The 17,739-nt window shown below is 71.4% G+C and carries 15 protein-coding genes; 9 read left to right on the top strand and 6 right to left on the bottom strand.

Annotation, left to right across the window (positions count from 1 at the left end):
- Window positions 1-720 carry a GntR family transcriptional regulator gene (locus OG746_RS20400; RefSeq protein ID WP_266716493.1) on the bottom strand — a complete coding sequence of 240 codons (720 nt, stop codon included), beginning with the start codon at window positions 718-720 and terminating at the stop codon, window positions 1-3.
- 161 nt (window positions 721-881) lie between these two features.
- Between OG746_RS20400 and OG746_RS20405 the strand changes: the two genes are divergently transcribed.
- Genes OG746_RS20405 through manD form a run of 4 tightly spaced genes read left to right on the top strand, consistent with a single transcriptional unit; the run spans window position 882 to window position 6,103 of the window.
- Entirely contained in the window at window positions 882-2,237 is a 1,356-nt protein-coding gene (locus OG746_RS20405) for an MFS transporter (protein ID WP_266716494.1), read from the top strand.
- A gap of 42 nt (window positions 2,238-2,279) precedes the next feature.
- On the top strand, window positions 2,280-3,338 hold the full coding sequence (locus tag OG746_RS20410; protein WP_266716496.1) for an NAD(P)-dependent alcohol dehydrogenase: 1,059 nt from the start codon (window positions 2,280-2,282) through the stop codon (window positions 3,336-3,338).
- A complete protein-coding gene (locus OG746_RS20415; RefSeq protein ID WP_266716498.1) occupies window positions 3,335-4,846 on the top strand; it encodes a mannitol dehydrogenase family protein in 1,512 nt (503 codons plus the stop codon). Before OG746_RS20410 ends, OG746_RS20415 begins: the two co-directional genes overlap by 4 nt.
- Window positions 4,847-4,885: 39 nt before the next feature.
- Window positions 4,886-6,103, top strand: coding sequence for a D-mannonate dehydratase ManD (gene manD / locus OG746_RS20420; RefSeq protein ID WP_266716500.1), 1,218 nt, complete (start codon window positions 4,886-4,888; stop codon window positions 6,101-6,103).
- Window positions 6,104-6,127: 24 nt separating this feature from the next.
- On the opposite strand, the gene OG746_RS20425 is transcribed toward manD, so the two are convergent.
- The 3 genes from OG746_RS20425 to OG746_RS20435 form a co-directional block, all read right to left on the bottom strand.
- Window positions 6,128-7,645, bottom strand: coding sequence for a 3-hydroxyacyl-CoA dehydrogenase (locus OG746_RS20425; protein ID WP_266716502.1), 1,518 nt, complete (start codon window positions 7,643-7,645; stop codon window positions 6,128-6,130).
- Window positions 7,646-7,746: 101 nt separating this feature from the next.
- Window positions 7,747-8,532, bottom strand: coding sequence for a CoA-transferase subunit beta (locus OG746_RS20430; protein WP_266719096.1), 786 nt, complete (start codon window positions 8,530-8,532; stop codon window positions 7,747-7,749).
- Window positions 8,533-8,579: 47 nt separating this feature from the next.
- Window positions 8,580-9,497, bottom strand: a complete 918-nt coding sequence (locus OG746_RS20435) for a CoA transferase subunit A (RefSeq protein ID WP_266716504.1) — start codon at window positions 9,495-9,497, stop codon at window positions 8,580-8,582.
- A gap of 167 nt (window positions 9,498-9,664) precedes the next feature.
- Here OG746_RS20435 and OG746_RS20440 point away from each other — a divergent pair, with 167 nt between their 5' ends.
- The 4 genes from OG746_RS20440 (at window position 9,665) to OG746_RS20455 (ending at window position 13,835) form a co-directional block, all read left to right on the top strand.
- Entirely contained in the window at window positions 9,665-10,567 is a 903-nt protein-coding gene (locus OG746_RS20440) for a LysR family transcriptional regulator (protein ID WP_266716506.1), read from the top strand.
- A 128-nt stretch (window positions 10,568-10,695) separates the two neighbouring features.
- Complete coding sequence (locus OG746_RS20445; protein ID WP_266716508.1) at window positions 10,696-11,922, top strand: acetyl-CoA C-acetyltransferase; 1,227 nt, start codon at window positions 10,696-10,698, stop codon at window positions 11,920-11,922.
- Window positions 11,923-12,015: 93 nt separating this feature from the next.
- Window positions 12,016-13,374 carry an MFS transporter gene (locus tag OG746_RS20450; RefSeq protein ID WP_266716510.1) on the top strand — a complete coding sequence of 453 codons (1,359 nt, stop codon included), beginning with the start codon at window positions 12,016-12,018 and terminating at the stop codon, window positions 13,372-13,374.
- 2 nt (window positions 13,375-13,376) lie between these two features.
- Complete coding sequence (locus tag OG746_RS20455) at window positions 13,377-13,835, top strand: MaoC family dehydratase (protein ID WP_266716512.1); 459 nt, start codon at window positions 13,377-13,379, stop codon at window positions 13,833-13,835.
- A 12-nt stretch (window positions 13,836-13,847) separates the two neighbouring features.
- On the opposite strand, the gene OG746_RS20460 is transcribed toward OG746_RS20455, so the two are convergent.
- Window positions 13,848-14,939, bottom strand: a complete 1,092-nt coding sequence (locus OG746_RS20460) for a Gfo/Idh/MocA family protein (protein WP_266716514.1) — start codon at window positions 14,937-14,939, stop codon at window positions 13,848-13,850.
- 117 nt (window positions 14,940-15,056) lie between these two features.
- The gene (locus OG746_RS20465) at window positions 15,057-16,370 is read right to left on the bottom strand and encodes an ROK family protein (protein WP_266716516.1); all 1,314 of its coding nucleotides are present in this window, start codon (window positions 16,368-16,370) and stop codon (window positions 15,057-15,059) included.
- Between the two features lie 166 nt (window positions 16,371-16,536).
- Between OG746_RS20465 and OG746_RS20470 the strand changes: the two genes are divergently transcribed.
- Entirely contained in the window at window positions 16,537-17,739 is a 1,203-nt protein-coding gene (locus OG746_RS20470; protein WP_266716518.1) for a Gfo/Idh/MocA family protein, read from the top strand.

Consider the following 17,739-nt stretch of genomic DNA (forward strand, 5'->3'; position numbering starts at 1 on the left):
TCAGGCGCGCAGTCCGGGGTGGGCGCGGGGCCTGCTGGGCGGGGGCAACTCCCCGGTTTCCACGAAGAGTTCGGGGCGCTCGGCCTGGATGGTGCCGATGTCGTCGAACACGCCCTGAAGGTGTCCGCGCAGCGCCTGCTCGGCCCGCGCCGCGTCCCGCAGTTCCAGGGCGTCGACCACTGCCCGGTGCTCGTCGATGAGGTGCTCGATGCGGCGCGGCAGCGGCAGGCTCAGCCGGCGGGCGCGGTCGAGGTGGGCCTTGGCCGTGGTGACCGTGCGCCACAGTGTGCGGTGGCCGCTGGCCTCCATCAGTCGGCGGTGGAACGCCTCGTCCTGCTCGAAGAACAGATCGTCGTCCGCCGCCTCGAACGCGGCGCGCTGCGCGTCGAGGTTCGCGCGCAGCGCCGCGATGTCCTCGTCGTCGGCCCGTTTCACCGCCTCGCGCAGCGCGGCCAGTTCGAGCGCCTCGCGCATGAACTGCGCTTCGAGGACGGCGTCGACGCTGATCCGTGAGACGAACGTACCGAGCTTCGGGAAGATGTCGACCAGCGACTCCTCGCCGAGCAGGATCAGCGCCTCGCGCACCGGGGTGCGGCTGACGTCGAGCTCCGCGGCGAGTTCGTTCTCCGACAGCGGGGCGCCCGGCGGCAGTTCGAGAGACGTGATGCGCGAGCGCAGCAGCGCGTGCACACGTACCCGGTTGGACTCCTTGGGTGTCACGGCCTCCACCGTGCGCCGTGTCGCCCTGTCGCTTCGTCGCTGCTCGTCCCGCATGCCGTCACCCTCTCACCTCAGCTGCGGAAATTCTTACATACAAGGCTTGTATGTAAGCGGTCGCCCAGGTAGAAAATGACGAGCCCGCTTCCGACCGGAGGTCAATGATGACCAGCCACCCCGTCACCGACACCGAGGTGACGACGCCGTCCGGCACGACCCCGCCGCCCCGGCCCCGCGGCCGCGGCAAGAACGTCCGCTGGGGCATCGCCGTGCTCTGTTTCGGCGGCCTCGCGGTCAACTACCTCGACCGCTCCACGCTCAGCGTCGCGCTGCCCACCATGTCCAAGGACCTGCACATAGGCCCCGAGACCCAGGGCTTCGTCCTCAGCGCGTTCTTCCTGACGTACGCGATCTGCCAGCTGCCCGCCGGCGCGCTTCTCGACAAGTACGGCGTGAAGCGGGTCTTCGCGCTCGGCGCGATCTGGTGGTCGGTGGCCACCATCGGCATGGGCCTGGTGCGCGGGGTCGGCTCGCTCGTCGGGGCGCGGATGCTGCTCGGCGCGGGCGAGGCCGCCGGCTACCCGGCGCCCGCGAAGGCCGTCTCGCGCTGGTTCCCGCGGCACGAGCGCACCCTCGCCAACAGCGTGTGGGACAACGGCGCCCGCGTCGGCACCGCCATCGCCCTGCCGCTCGTCACGATGCTGGTCTCCGTCTTCCACTGGCGGGTCGCCTTCGTCGCCTGCGGACTGCTCGGCTTCCTGTGGATCATCGGCTGGTGGCGGCTGTACCACGAGCCCGCCGACCACCCGAAGCTCACCGCCGAGGAGCGCGAGTACATCGAGGCCGGCGGCGCCCGCATCGAGGAGACACCGGCCGAGAAGGACGACGCGCCCAAGGTGCGCTGGCGTGACCTGTTCCGGTACCGGACGGTCTGGGGCATGATGCTCGGCTTCTTCTGCCTCAACTACGTCATCTACTTTTTCATCACCTGGTTCCCCAGCTACCTCGTCGACGAGCGCGGCTTCGACCTCCTCTCGCTCGGCTTCTTCGGAACCGTCCCCGGCCTCGTCGCCATCGTGGGCTCGCTGCTCGGCGGCTACACGGCCGACCGGCTGCTGCGCAAGGGCTGGTCCACCACCAAGGTCCGCAAGACCTGCCTGATCTCCGGCACCCTGTGCTCGTCCGTCATCGCGCTCGCCGTCGTCGTGCCGACCGCGTCCGGCGCGCTCGCGCTGCTCTCCCTCAGCTACGCCTCGCTGACCTTCGCCACCGCGTCCGTGGCCTCGCTGCCCGCCGATGTCGCGCCCACCGCGGGCCATGTCGCCTCCCTCGCCGGCATCCAGAACTTCGCCTCGAACGTCGCGGGCGCCCTCGGCCCGATCGTCACCGGCTTCCTGCTGGCGTCCTCCGGCGGCTCGTACCTGGTGCCGCTGCTCGTCTCCGGCGCCCTGTCCATCGTCGGCGCGCTGACCTACGCGTTCGTCATCAAGCGCGTCGAACCGCTGCCGGTGCGGGCCTGAGACCGCCTGCAAGACTTTTCGTACGAGAGAAGGGAGCGCCCCGTGACCACCACCACGCACCGCGCCGCCGTGCTGCACGGACCCAAGGACCTGCGCGTAGAGGACCGTCCGGTGCCCGAGCCGGGCGACGGTGAGGTGCTCGTCGCCGTCCGCGCCGTCGGCCTGTGCGGCTCCGATCTGCACTACTACGAGCACGGTGAGAACGGGCCCAACGTGTTGCGCCAGCCGACCGTCCTCGGCCACGAACCCGCCGGGTTCGTCGTCGGCCACGGCGCGGGCACGGACGACCTTCCGCAGGGCACGCCCGTCGCCATCGAGCCGGCCCACCCCTGCGGGCGCTGTGCCCTGTGCCGGGCCGGGCGCTACAACCTGTGCCCGAAGGGCACCTGCTTCGGCTCGCCGCCCACGAACGGCGCGCTGACCGAACTCATCGCCGTACCAAGGGACTTCGTGCACCAGCTGCCCGAGGGCATGGACGTGAAGCTGGGCGCGCTCGTCGAACCCCTCGCGGTTGCCGTGCACGCCGTGCGCCGCGCCGCCGTTGCGCCCGGCGAACGCATCCTGGTCACCGGTGCCGGGCCGATCGGCGTGCTCGTCGCGCAGGTCGCCGCCGCGTGCGGAGCGCTGGTGACCGTGTCCGACGTGGCCCCGGCGCGGCGCGAGTTCGCGGCCCGGCTCGGCGCCGAGACCGTCGACGCGACCGCGCTCACCCCCGACCCCGACCGGGCACACGCCCTCGCCGACCCGGACGGCTACGACACCGTCCTGGACTGCTCCGGCGTCGGCCCCGCCCTGGTCTCCGGGATCCGCGCGCTGCGCCCCGGCGGCACCGCCGTCGTCGTCGGCAACCCGAACCGCCCGGAGACCGCACTGCCGCTGGCCTGGATGCAGCGCCAGGAGATGTCCCTGCTCACCTCCTTCCGGTACGCCGCCGGGGACTTCGCGGCAGCGGTGCGCCTCGCCGGCTCCGGTCGCGTACGCCTCGACGAGCTGGTCACCGCCGAGTTTCCGCTGGAGCGGGCCGACGAGGCGCTGCACACCGCGCTCACCGACCGCACCCAGATGAAGGTGCTCGTCACGCCCGGCGAGGTGGAAGCGTGACCACCACCCAGCACCGCGCGGTGCCGCGCCTGAACCGGGCCGCGCTCCCGGTGGCAGGCCTCAAACTGCCGCCGCTGACACCCGAGTCCGGCATCGTCCACCTCGGCCTCGGCAACTTCCACCGCGTCCACCAGGCCGTGTACACCGCCGACGCGCTGCGGCACACCGAAGGACCGTGGGGGATCACCGGTGTCTCCACCACGCCCGGCAACCGGCCCCGGCCGGTGATCGAGGGCATGGCCGCGCAGGACGGCCTCTACACCGTGCTCACCCTGCACCGCGACGGCGCCGTCGCCGCGAGTGTGCCCGGCGTGCACCACACGGGCCTGGTCGCCGACGGGCAGGGCGCGGACGTGGTCGCCGCCATCGGCGCGGACACCACCCGCATCGTTTCCCTCACGGTCACGGAGAGGGGCTACACGTTCGGCGCGGACGGCCGCCTCGACCTCGACGACCCGCTCGTCCGCGCCGACCTCGCGGGCGGCACCCCGCGCACCACGGTCGGCCTGATCGCACGCGGACTGCAACAGCGGCTCCGGACCGGCGCCCCGCCCGTGACGCTCCTCAGCTGCGACAACCTCATGGACAACGGGGCCCGACTCCGGTCCCTGCTCGGCGAGTTCATCGCCGCGCTGCCCGCCGCCGAGCGCGAGGACCTCCAGGCGTACACCGACGCCTCCGTGTCGACACCGAACAGCATGGTCGACCGGATCGCGCCCGCGACCACCGACGAGCACCGCGCCCTGGCCGCCCGCGCGTTCGGCGTCCGCGACACCGTGCCGGTGCCCGCGGAGCCGTACAGACTGTGGGTGATGCAGGACGACTTCCGTGCGGGGCGGCCCGCGTGGGAGCACGCGGGCGCGGTGTTCACCAAGGACGTCGGCCCGTACGAACTGATGAAGCTGCGCCTCCTCAACGGCGCGCACTCCCTGCTCGCCTACCTCGGGCTGCTGCGCGGCCACCGCTCCATCGACCAGACGGTGGGCGACGAACTCCTCGGCGGAGTCGTCGAGTTCGCGATGCGCGAGGAGATCCTGCCGACCGTCCCCGAATCGGACGGCATGCCCGGCGCGACGTACATCGACGAACTCCTCGACCGCTTCGCCAACCCGGCGCTCGGCCACCGCACCGCCCAGGTCGGCTCCGACGGCTCCCTGAAGATCCCCGTGCGCTGGGCCGGGCCCCTCACCGAGTCACTGACCGCCGGACGTGTGCCGCGCGTGCTCGCACTCGGCTTCGCCGCCTACGTACGGGTGATCACGGCCGACGACGCGTACGACGAGCGGAGCCTGGGCACCGTCCACGACGGCGCCCGAGCCCGCCTCGCCGAGCTGGCGTCCCGCGCGACCGGACCCGACGGGAAGGCCCGCCTGCTGCTCGCCGAAGGCGGTCTGCTGCCCCAAGAGGCCGCCCAACACGAGGAGTTCGCGAACACCGTCGCCGAGTTCGCACGAATTCTGGACGCGCACGGGGCCGAAGCCGCGCTGCGGGCCGCCGCCCGCGACTGACACACCATCCAACGACGCCTCCCGAGAGAACGGCATCGCATGTCCTCCACCATCACCTCCGCCGAGGTCTTCGTCACCTGCCCCGGCCGCAACTACGTCACCCTGAAGATCACCACCTCCGACGGTGTCACCGGCATCGGCGACGCCACCCTCAACGGCCGGGAGCTGGCCGTCGCCTCCTACCTGAGCGACCACGTCTGCCCCACGCTCATCGGCAAGGATCCGGCCCGCATCGAGCACCTGTGGCAGTACCTCTACAAGGGCGCCTACTGGCGGCGCGGGCCGGTCACCATGACGGCGATAGCCGCCGTGGACGTGGCGCTCTGGGACATCAAGGGGAAGGTCGCGGGGCTTCCCGTCTACCAGCTGCTCGGCGGCGCCGCCCGCGACGGTGTCACCGTCTACGGCCACGCCAGCGGCAACACCATCCCCGAACTCCTCGACGACGTACGACGGTTCCGCGACAAGGGCTTCCGCGCGGTCCGCGCCCAGGCGGCGGTGCCCGGCCTGGAGCGCGTCTACGGCATGCGCAAGGGCGACGGGGACACCTACGAGCCCGCCGACGGCAACCTGCCGACCGAGGAGGTCTGGGACACCGGTGCCTACCTGGACTTTGTGCCGGAGTACATGGCCGCCGTCCGCGAGGAGTTCGGCTACGGCTTCCACCTGCTGCACGACGTGCACCACCGACTCTCGCCGATCGAGGCCGGCCGACTGGGCAAGTCCCTTGAGCCGTACCGCATGTTCTGGATCGAGGACCCGACGCCTGCCGAGGACCAGGAGGCCTTCCGGCTCATCCGGCAGCACACCACGACGCCGCTCGCGGTCGGCGAGATCTTCAACTCGATCTGGGACTGCCAGCACCTCATCACCAACCGGCTGATCGACTACATCCGCGCCTCCGTCTCCCATGCGGGCGGCATCACGCACCTGCGCAGGATCTTCTCGCTCGCCGAGCTGTACGGGGTGCGCTCCGGTTCGCACGGCGCGGGCGACCTCTCCCCGGCGTCGTTCGCCGCCGCGCTCCACCTCGACCTGACGGTCCCGAACTTCGGCATGCAGGAGTACATGGCCCACCTCCCCGGCTACGAGGAGGTGTTCCACACGTCCTGGACCTTCGAGGACGGCCTGATGCACCCCGGCGACCGCCCCGGCATCGGCGTCGAGTTCGACGAGAAGGCCGCCGAGCGGTTCCCGTACGAGCGCAAGTACCTGCCGGTGAACCGGCTGCGGGACGGGGGCGTGCACGACTGGTGACGATGCCGCGCGGCGCCCGCCGGCTCAGCCGAGGCAGTCCTCGGGCGTCGTGCCCGGGCGGGTCAACGGCAGCCCCAGCAGGGCGCGTTCGGTGAGCCAGCGGGTGGGGCGGTGGCGGGGATCGCCCGTCGTGGAGTGCAGGGACCGCTGAAGGTCAAGCATGCGGGCGGCGCCGACGCGGTCGCCCCAGGCCAGCGGTCCCGTGGGGTAGCCGAGGCCGAGCGTCACCGCCAGGTCGATGTCCGCCGGGGCGGCCAGCCCGCGCTCGGCGATCGACGCGGCGACCGACACCACGGAGGCGAGGAGGCGCTGGGCCACCGAACCCGCGGTGTCACGGGCGATGGTGACGGTGTGTTCGCCGCGGGCCAGCACCGCGCGCGCGTCGCGTGCGGCGGTCGGGTCGGCCGCCGGGGTCATCGACAGCACACGGCGGCCGCTCGCCACGGACAGCGGGTCCACGCCGAACGTGCGCGCGGCGGGGAGTTCGTGGGCGGCGATCGCGTCGGCCACGGTCGTGCCCCAGACCGGGACGAGGACAAGGGCTTCGGGGGAGGGGCGGCTGTCGTTCTCCACGGAGGCGCCGGCCGCTGTCAGCGCGTCCCGCAGGGCCCCCGCGTACTCGCCCTCGCCCGCCACGTGGACCGGGCGGTCCGCGTCGCCCGACACCGGCTCCTCGGGGGAGTTCGATGCCTCGGGACCGTACGCGTACCAGCCCTGCCCGGTCTTGCGGCCGAGCAGTCCTGCCGTCACCCGGTTCGGTGTGAGGTAGGACGGGCGGAGCCGGGGCTCGTGGCGGAAGCCCTGCCAGATCGAGTCGATGACCGCCGCCGTGACATCGAGCCCGGTGAGGTCCATCAGCTCGAACGGGCCCATCCGCAGCCCCAGTACATCGCGCGCCACGCGGTCGATGTCCGCGGGACGTGCCACCGACTCCTCCAGGAGCGCGAGCGCCTCGGTCACCAGGCCGCGCCCCGCGTGGTTGACCAGAAAGCCGGGGGTGTCGGCCACCGTCACCGCGCGATGCCCGCAGCTCTCGACCAACTCCGTAAGAAGGGGCGGGAGTTCGGGGCGGGTGGCGGCGCCCGGCACCACCTCCACGATGCGCATCAGCGGAACGGGGTTGAAGAAGTGCAGGCCCGCGAGGCGCGTCGGGTCCTTGAGCGTCGCCGCGATCCGCGTCACCGACAGGGAGGACGTGTTGGTCGCGAAGACGGTGCCGGCCGGGAGGGCCTGCTCCAGTTTCCCGAAGACCTCCGCCTTCGTGTCCAGGTCCTCCCGTACGGCCTCGACCACCAGCTCCACGTCGGGGCCCGGCGCCCACGGGTCGTCCAGCGGGACCAGTCGTGCCACGGCCGCCGCGCTGTCCTCGGCGGTCATGCGTCCCTTGGCCACCGCGCGGTTCAGCATCGACCGTACGAAGTCCACCGCCTCCCGCACCGCCTCCGCCCGGACGTCGCCCAGCTCGACGGTGTGCCCGGCGCTCGCCGCCCACTGGGCGATGCCGCGGCCCATGGCTCCGGCGCCGACGATCCTGATACGCATGGCAGTTGGGACCTTTCGCAGATTCGGGAGGGGGTGTAAGGGGAGTACGTCGGGGTGGGGCAGCGGAGTACGGGTGTGGATCGGCGGAGTACGGGGGTGTGTCAGCGGAGATAGACCCGGCCGGGGTCGACGTCCTCGCGCAGCAGGCGCAGCTCCGCCGCGCTCGGCGGCTCCACCGTGTCGACGTGGTCGGCGACCTTCAGGTCCCAGCCCGTCGCCTCCTTCACCTGCTCGACGGTGACACCGGGGTGGACGGCGGTCAGCCGCAGTTCCTCGCCGACGCCCTCGCGGGCCAGGATGCCCAGCTCGGTGATGACACGCGTGACACCGACGCCCAGCGGCCGGATGCCCTCCGCGAGCGCGCGGTCGGGGCCTGGCGTGGTGCAGAAGTCGAGGTTCTCGGTGAACGAGCGCGGGTTGTGCCGGCGCATCACGACGAAGACCTCACGGGAGTTGGCCATCACCTCGACGCCGCCGCCGGATCCCGGCAGCCGCACCGACGGGCTCTCCCAGTCCCCGATGACCGAGGTGTTGAGGTTGCCCCAGCGGTCGATCTGCGCGGCGCCGAGGAAGCCGACGTCGATGTGTCCGCCCTGCAGCACGCAGCCGAACAGGGCCGGCATCGAGAGCACCGCCTCCGCGCCAGAGATGAGCACGGCGTCCGCGATGGTCTCCGGCAGGTGTGAGGGGTGCGCGCCGCACACCCCGGACTCGTACACGACCTCGATCTGCGGGGCGACCGTCAGGTGTGCCAGTTCGGTGGCGAGGGTGGGAAGGCCGATGCCGGCGAACACCGTGCGGCGGGCGGCCAGTTCGCGTGAGGCGACGACGGAGAGCAGCTCCGAAGAGGTGACCGTCTCGGCGGTCCCGGGCGTGGCAGCAGTCATGGTGGTCAGGTCCTTGTCGTGTGTCGCGTCCTTGTCGTGTGCCGCGCTCACAGTCGCCGTCCGTAGTTCACCGGTTCGCTGAGGGCCTCGCCGACCGCGAGGCCCGCCCAGAACTCCTCGCCCTGCTTGGCGACGTACTCGGCGTGGTCGGCCGTTCCGTACACCCACTCCGTCAGCCATTCCTGGAGGCGCTGCGGGTCCTTGCTGATGCCCGACCAGGCGCGGTAGAAGGCGTTGTCCCGGTCGTAATAGCCCTGCGCGAACGACGGGTGCGCGCCGCGCGGGCAGACCACGACGGCGTCCACGGCGTGGGCCGGGACGAGCGTGCGGTTGGGGTCCGAGCGGACCACCTCGTCCTCGACGAGCTCCTCGACCACGACGATCGCCTTGTCGGCCGCGTACACCGCCTCGGCCTGGATGCCGGTGAGGCCCCAGATCTGGGTGTTGCCGCGACGGTCGGCGCGCTGCGCGTGGATGATCGTGACGTCCGGGTTCACGGGCGGCACCACGTAGATCTGCTCGGGTCCCCCGTCCGGGCCGGGGTAGGGCGAAGTCACCTTCTGCAGCGCGTTGTTGATGCCGGGGAGGTCGCTGCCGCCGTACGAGCGCAGCGGGAAGAACGGGAGGCGCTGGGAGCCGGCGAGGTAGCGGCAGATCATCCCGTAGTGGCTGTACTCCTCGAAGGCGAGCGGCGCCGGGTCCGCCCGCTCGATCCTGCGGCGCAGCTCACCGAGCGAACCCGCGGAGGAGTTGCCGACGAAGGAGGAGACGAGGCGCGACACGCAGCCCGCGGCGAGCATCTGGTCCACGACGATGTCCGCGGTCATCCGGACGACCGTGAGGTCCCTGCGGCCCTGCCGGATGATCTCGTGTCCGGCGGCGGTGGGGACGAGGTGGGTGAAGCCCTCGATGCTGACGGTGGCGCCGTCGTGCACGAAGGTGGCGATGGCCTCCTTCATCGACATGACCTTTGGCGACGCAGATTTCACGGCGTCCACGACTTCCACGGCTTCCACTGTGCTCCTCGGCGAGTGCGTGCTGGTCGCCCTACCGTGTCAGCGCCTATTGATTGCCGTCCAATACCAAATTAAGGTCGGATCAAGACCGCTGATTAATGAATGGGGGCGGGCTCGTGGAGCTGCGTCATCTCACCGCGTTCACCGCCGTCGCCGAGGAGCTCCACTTCGGCCGGGCCGCCAAGCGGCTGCAGATGGCGCAGCCGCCGCTGAGCCAGCAGATCCGGCAGCTGGAGAAGGAGCTCGGCGTCCAGCTCTTCGAGCGCAACACTCGCTCCGTGCGCCTCACCAGCGCGGGGGAGTCCTTCCTCGAACCCGTACGCACCGTGCTCGCCGACCTCGACACGGCGGTGCGGGCGGCGAAGGCGGCCGGGCGCGGGGAGTTCGGCCGGGTCACGATCGGGTTCGCGGGCGCCTCCAGCCACGAGACGCTGCCCCGGCTCACCCGTGCCGTGCGGGCCGCGCACCCGGCCATCGAACTGGTCATGAAGGGCCAGACGTACGCCAACGTCGCGCTCGACCGGGTCGCGGACGGCTCCCTCGACCTCGGCTTCGTGCGGCTCCCGGTGACCCAGCCTGGCGTGTCCCACCGGGTCATCGACGAGGAGGAGCTGCTGTGCGCGCTGCCCTCCGACCACCACCTCGCCACGCTCGACGAGATCCCCATCGGCATCCTCGCCGAGGAGCCCTTCGTCTCCTTCCCCGCGAACGCCGGGTCCACGGTCCGCGACGCGATGGTGGAGACCTGCGAGGCCGCCGGGTTCAACCCGCGGGTGGTGCAGGAGGCCCCCGACTCGTACACGATCCTGGCGCTCGTGGCGGCCGGTGTCGGTGTCACGCTCACGGTGTCCTCGGTCCGGCACATCCAGCAGACCGGGCTCGTCTATCGGCCCCTCGCGGGAGAGCCCATCCGGCGCCAGGCGGCCCTCGCCTGGCGGGCCGACAACCCCTCCGCCGCTCTACGTGCGGTGCTCGAGGTCTGCGAGGAGGCGCTGCCGACTCCCGGAAGCGTCGATTGATTCGCCATCCGTAGCGTCGATTGAGACGCCACCCGTCTTGATGGATCGAAAACTTGGTATTGGACCGACTAAGCGGTCGGGTGCGATGGTCGGCTCACCTCCCTGAGCCGCCCGAAAGGTGTTCCGCCGTGCCCGAACAGGCCGATGTCGTCATCTGTGAACCACTGCGCACCCCCATCGGGCGCTTCGGCGGCGCCTTCGCCCGGCAGACACCCGCGGCGCTCGCCGCGCGCGTCGTCGCCGAGCTCGTCGCCCGCACCGGAATCGACCCGGACCGCGTCGACGAGGTGATCCTCGGGCAGGCCTATCCCTCCTCGGACGCCCCGGCCATCGGCCGTGTCGCCGCCCTGGACGCCGGTCTTCCCGACTCCGTCACCGGCGCCCAGATCGACCGGCGCTGCGGCTCCGGTCTTCAGGCCGTCCTCGACGCCGCCATGCAGATCCGGGCGGGCTTCAGCGAGGTCGTGATCGCCGGCGGCGTCGACGTGATGAGCGCCGCCCCGTACTACACGCACGAGGGCCGCTGGGGCATCAAGGGCCCCGGCCTCCAGCTCCACGACTCGCTCGCGCGCGGCCGGGTCACCGCGGGCGGCATCCACCACCCCGTGCCCGGCGGCATGATCGAGACGGCCGAGAACCTGCGCCGCGAGTACGCCATCAGCCGCGCCGACCAGGACGCCCTCGCCCTGCGCTCGCAGCAGCGTGCCGCCCGTGCGGCTCAGGAGGGGCGCTTCGACGCGGAGACCGTGCCCGTCACCGTGCGAGGCCGCAAGGGTGACACCGTCGTCAGCGCCGACGAGCACCCGCGCCCGGACACCACCGCCGAGCAACTCGCCGCGCTGCGGCCCATCATGGCCAAGTCCGACGCGGAGGCCACCGTCACCGCGGGCAACGCCAGCGGCCAGAACGACGCGGCCGCCGCCTGCCTCGTCACCAGCGCCGCCACCGCCGAACGGCTCGGGCTCACCCCGCTGGTCCGCCTCGTCTCCTTCGCCCGCGCGGGCGTCCCCGCCGCGACGATGGGCATCGGCCCCGTCCCGGCCACCCGCGCCGCCCTGGAGCGCGCCGGGCTCACCCTCGCCGACCTCGACCTGATCGAGCTCAACGAGGCCTTCGCCGCCCAAGTGCTCGTGTGCACGCGCGAGTTGGGCCTCGGCGAGAAGGACCACGAGCAGCGCATCAATGTCAACGGCTCCGGTGTCTCGCTCGGTCACCCCGTCGGTGCCACCGGCGCCCGCATCCTCGCCACGCTCGCCCGCGAGATGCAGCGCAGCGGGGCGCGCTACGGCCTGGAGACCATGTGCATCGGAGGCGGCCAGGGCCTCGCCGCGGTCTTCGAGCGCATCGCCGCGTAACCACTCCCCAGTCACGCGTAACGACTCCCCAGTCACCAGAGCAGTCCCCACCCGTCCCCATCCGCTTGATCAACGACGTTCACGGAGCGACCCATGAGTGCGTCCACCGCCACCTCGCGTGCGGAGACCAGAGCCGCCAACAGAGCAGGATTCGGTGCCTTCGTCGGCTCCACCATCGAGTGGTTCGACTTCTACATCTACGGCACGGCGGCGGCGCTCGCCTTCGACAAGGTGTTCTTCCCCGAACTGGAAGGCGCCATCGGCACGTTGGTCGCCTTCGCCACCTTCTGGGTCGGCTTCCTCGCGCGCCCCATCGGCGGCATCGTCTTCGGTCACTTCGGCGACCGCCTGGGCCGCAAGAAGACGCTCGTCATCACGCTGCTGATGATGGGCATCTCCACCACCGCGATCGGCCTGCTGCCGAGCTACGCCTCCATCGGCGTCGCCGCGCCGATCCTGCTGGTCTGCATCCGCATGATCCAGGGCATCGGCCTCGGCGGCGAATGGGGTGGCTCCGTCCTCATCGCCTCCGAGAGCGCACCCAAGGGCAAGTCGGTGCTTTACGGAGCGTTCGCCCAGCAGGGCTCGCCCGTCGGCAACACGCTGGCCACGCTGAGCTTCCTCGCCATCAGCCAACTGCCCGACGACGCCTTCGTGTCCTGGGGCTGGCGCGTGCCGTTCCTCGCCTCCGCGGTCCTCGTCCTGGTGGGCCTGCTCGTCCGCCTCAAGGTCGCCGAGTCCCCGGCCATGGCCAAGCTCATCGAGAAGAAGGAAGTAGTCAAGCTTCCGCTCACCGAGGTGCTGCGCAGCCACCCCGGCCTGATCGCCCTCGGCATCGGCGCCTGCACCATCGGCCTGTCCGCGACGTACTTCAAGTCGACGTTCGCCCTGTCCTGGGCCACCACCTCGCTCGACTTCGACCGCAGCACCTTCCTGACGATCATCCTCGTCGCCAACATCACGCAGGTCATCGTCCAGCCCTTCGGCGCCGTGCTCGCCACCAAGATGAAGAGCTGGTCCCGCGCGGTGACCGTCATGTTGGTGCCCGAACTGATCCTGCTTCCGCTGATGTTCGTCCTCATCAGCACCGGCAACTACGGCCTCGCGATGCTCGGTGTCGCCGTCGCCACCATCCCGCACTGCCTGTACTACGCGGCCCTCGCCGGCATGCTCGCCAGCCGCTTCCCCGCCCACCTGCGCTACACCGGCATCTCCCTGTGCTACCAGCTGTGCGGCACGCTCCTCGGCGGCACAACCCCGATCATCGGCCAGTTCCTGCTCAACAAGACCGGATCCATCACCGCGGTCATCGCCTACGCCCTGTTCCAGGTCGCGTTGACGCTGGGCTGCATGCTGCTCCTGCTCAAGCGCCCGAACCACGACGAACTGGCAGCCGACGCGGCCCCGGCTCTCCGCACGGTCGCCGCGTCCGCAACCACGAACGGAGCCTGACCATGCCCCTGACCGTGCACGGCATCCCGGAGATCCTCGACCTCGCCGGACGCGACCTCGGGCACTCCGACTGGAAAGAGATCACCCAGGAGCTCATCGACACGTACGCATACGTGTCCGGCGACCACCAGTGGATCCACACCGACGTCGAACGCGCGGCCAGCGGACCGTACGGGCGCACCATCGCCCACGGCTACATGGTGCTCAGCTGGGGCATCCCGATGTTCGGCGAGCTGCTCCAGGTGAAGGGCGTCGGCCGGGCGCTCAACTACGGGGTCAACCGCGTCCGTTACCCGGCTCCCGTACTCGTCGGCAGCCGCGTACGCCTGCACGCCTCCGTCACCTCGGTGACGGAGGTCGCGCGGGGCGGGGTGCAGATGACGCGGGCGTTCACCTTCGAACTGGAGGGCTCCGAGAAGCCCGCGTGCGTGGCGGAGTCGCTCACGCACTTCTACCCGTAGACCGGTGGCTCCTTACGGACGATCCAGCGGAGCCGGCCGCTTCACGGACGACACCACCGTGAGCGCGCCGGACTCCGGGGACGCGAGGGAGATCCGCTCCAGGACGTCGAGCACGTGGAAGGCGAACTCGCCGGACGCGCGGTGCGGACCGCCGTCCAGGTGCCGCGCCAGGTCGAGGACGCCGAGGCCACGGAACGGGCCTGTGGCGGGCGCCTTCGCCTCGGTCACCGCGGGGAGTTCGCTCCATTCGGTGTCACCACGGCGCTTGATGCGCACCGGGCGGTCGAACGTGTTGGGGTCCGGCACGGAGAGTGTGCCGCCGGTGCCGTAGATCTCCAGGTGCGGCAGTTCGGTGTCCCACACGTCGAAGGAGTACATCACCGTCGCCAACACCCCCGAGTCGAAACGGAGGATGGAGGTGGCGTGCGTGGGCACCTCCACCGGCACGGACTCGACGGTGCGCGCGGGGGCCGTCACCGTCAGCTCCTGCTCCGCCATCGCGTTGGCGCCCATGACGTCCCGCACCGGGCCCAACAGGTTGACCAGCGCGGCCACATGGTACGGACCCCAGTCGAGGACGGGCCCGCCGCCTGCCTGGAAGAAGAAGCCGGGGCTCGGGTGCCAGGCCTGCACCCGGCTGGATCGTACGAAGCTGGTGGCGGCGAAGGGCGTACCGATCAGGCCGTCGTCGATCGCGGCGCGCGCCGTCTGCCCGGCGGTGCCGAGGAACGTGTCGGGCGCGCCGCCCAGCGTGCGGCCCGTCTCCGTCGCGGTCACCAGGTTGGCGCGCGCCAGCTGGGTGGTCGCGGCGAGCGGCTTCTCGGTGTAGACGTGCTTTCCGGCGCGCAGGGCGGCGTCGTTGAGGGGTGCGTGCACGGCGGGCGGGGTGATGTTGACGACGATCTCCACGTCGTCGTCGGCCAGCAGTTCCTCGGTGGTGCCCGCGGCCGGGATGCCGAATTCGGCGGCGGCCGTGCGGGCCCGGTCCAGGTCGACGTCGGCGACGCGGGTGACGGTCAGCTCGGGGAGGGTGGCGATGCCGGCGGCGTAGGCCCGGAAGATCGAACCGGTGCCGAGAATGCCGACGTTGACGCTGCGGCTCATGAGGGGGCAACTTCCCTTCGGGCGGGGTGGGTTCGGGGGACGAGACCTCCGCCGCGAAGTGCACGATCTTGCGCCAATCAAACACTGGGGGTGTGGGATGTCAAGGGTGCGCGCGTTTTAAGCCCCGCTCTGGGACGAGAGCCAGCGGGGTCCGGGGCGGAGCCCCGTGGCCTGAGAAGCTTCCTGCCGCCGCTCCATCAGATCCACTACCCCGTCCGGCGACAGCACATGTTCCACCGCCAGAACCGTGCCGCCGACCCACCCCGCCCGCTGGTCCAGCACACTCGGTTCGAGGACGAGCTTGCGCGTGGCCAGCGGCAGTGCCTGCCGGTACACCACCGACCGCACCCCGGCGAGCAGCTCGTCCCCCGCCCCCGCCAGGGCTCCGCCGAGCACCACCCGCGCCGGGTTGAAGACGTGCAGCAGAAGTGCCACCACCTCACCGATCCGCTCGGCGCCGGCGCGCACCACACGCAGCGCATCGGGGTCGCCGTGCGCCACGAGTCGCGCCAGGTCACCGGTCGTCCGCAGCTCCGAACCCGCCGTCTCCCGCCCGGCGTTGAGCTTACGGATCATTACCGCCGCCGAGGCGACCGCCTCCACGCACCCGCTCTTCCCGCACCGGCACACCACCTCCGACGCACCACCGGAGGTGACCGGGAGATGCCCGATGTCGCCCGCCGCGCCGTCCGCGCCACGGTGAAGTTCGCCGTCCGCCGAGACCAGGCCGCCGCCGATGCCGGTCGACACCTTCACGAACAGCAGCGGGAGTTGGTCCTCGGGCAGGCTGCGCGCCTCGCCGAGGGCCATCAGGTTCACGTCGTTGTCGACGAGCACCGTGCAGCCGAAGCGCTCCGCGAGCGCGTCTCCCACCGGGTACCCGTCCCACCCCGGCATGATCGGCGGCCGTACGGGTGCCCCCGCGTCGTGATCGACGGGACCCGGAAGCCCGACCGCGACCGCGCACAGCGGGGCGTGGTCGTCGGTCGCGGAGGCGTGCAGTTCGCGCAGGGACGCCTCCACTTGGCCGAGCACCTCCTTCGGGCCCTGTGCCAGATCCACGGGTATGTGGGCGGTGGCCAGCGGGTTCTGCGAAAGGTCGGCGATCGCGAGGCGGGCGTCGCGGGCCCCGATGTCCGCCGCGGCGACCAGCCCCGCCCGCGGGTTGAGCGCGAGGAGTTGCGGCGGGCGACCACGTCCCGCGCGCGCGACGCCCCCGCCCTCGACCACCACACCGGCCTCGATCAGCGCGTCCAGGTGCCGGGTGACGGTCGAGCGGGCGAGCCCCGCGCGTTCGACCAGGTCACCGCGGTGCACGGCGGCGCCGGACGCGATCAGGCGGGCCAGCGTGGAGTACAGCAGCCCGCCGCCGTCCCGGAACCGCAACGTGGGTACGGACAACCGGGCGCGGGCGAAGGCAGAAGGGGACATGGCTGCACACCGTACACGCGCTCCCCGCCATTTATGACTCTCAAGATGCAGTAACTTTCGCTTGTCAGGACGGAATTGAGTGACCTACGTTCGTCTGCGGGACGAGTTACCTCCGCCAATGGTGTGCACGGCGTCATGTGTCGACGTCGAAAGGAGGGCGGCCGCGATGGCCCCGCCCGCACCACCAAGCCCTGACCCCGCGACCGCTCGGGTCCGCTCCGCGACTGCTCAGGTCCGCTCCGCGATCGTCGGCGCGGGCATGATCGCCGAGGTGCACCGCCGCTCGGTCCGCACCGCCGGAGGCCGCCTCACCGGCGTGCTCGCCTCCACCCCGGAGCGGTCCACGCAGGTCGCCGCCGACTGGTCGGCTCCCGGTCAACCCGTCGCCGCTTACGGAGACTTCGACGACCTCCTCGCGGACGCGGACGTCGACGTCGTGCACATCTGCACCCCCAACCGCACCCACGCCGCGTACGCCGAACGCGCCCTCGCGGCAGGGAAGCACGTGGTGTGCGAGAAGCCCCTGGCGACCGGCGCGGCCGACGCCGAGCGCCTGGTGGCGGCCGCCGAACGGGCCGGAACCGTCGCCGCCGTACCGTTCGTGTACCGCTACCACCCCCTCGTACGGGAACTGCGCAGCCGAGCCCATGCCGGCGAGTTCGGCAACTGGCAGCTGCTGCACGGCAGTTACCTACAGGACTGGATGCTCGACCCCGACGCGTCCGGCTGGCGCGTGGACCCGGCGGCCGGGGGAGACTCCCGCGCCTTCGCCGACATCGGCTCGCACTGGTGCGACCTCGTCGAGTGGGTCACGGGCGAACGCTTCACGGAACTGACGGCACATCGTACGGTCACCGTCCCCGACCGCCCTTCGGCCGCGCACGCCAAGTCCTTTTCCACCGAAGGCAGTTCCGGGGCCGGTGAGCGCTCCACCGTCACCACCGAGGACGCCGCCGCGCTGCTCCTGCGCACCGAGAGCGGGGCGCTCGCCTCGACCGTGGTGTCCCAGGTCTCCGCGGGCCGCAAGAACCGCCTCTGGTTCGAACTGGACGGCTCGGCCGGCAGCGCCGTCTTCGACCAGGAGAACCCGGACACCCTCTGGCTCGGCGGCGAGGACTCCTCTCGCATTCTGCACCGCGGCGCGGGAGGCACCTCTCCCGAGCAGCAGCGCCTCAACGTCGTCCCGCCCGGCCACCCACAGGGCTACGTCGACTGCTTCGCCGCGTTCGTAGCCGACGTCTACGCGGCCGTCACCACCGGCGAGACACCCGAAGGGCTCCCGCTCTTCGCCGACGGGCTGCGCTCCGCCCGCCTCGTCGACGCCTTCCTGACCTCATCCGCCAACGGCACCTGGACAAAGGTGAACTGA

The sequence above is a fragment of the Streptomyces sp. NBC_01016 genome, from assembly GCF_026341035.1.
Taxonomy (GTDB): Bacteria; Actinomycetota; Actinomycetes; order Streptomycetales; family Streptomycetaceae; genus Streptomyces.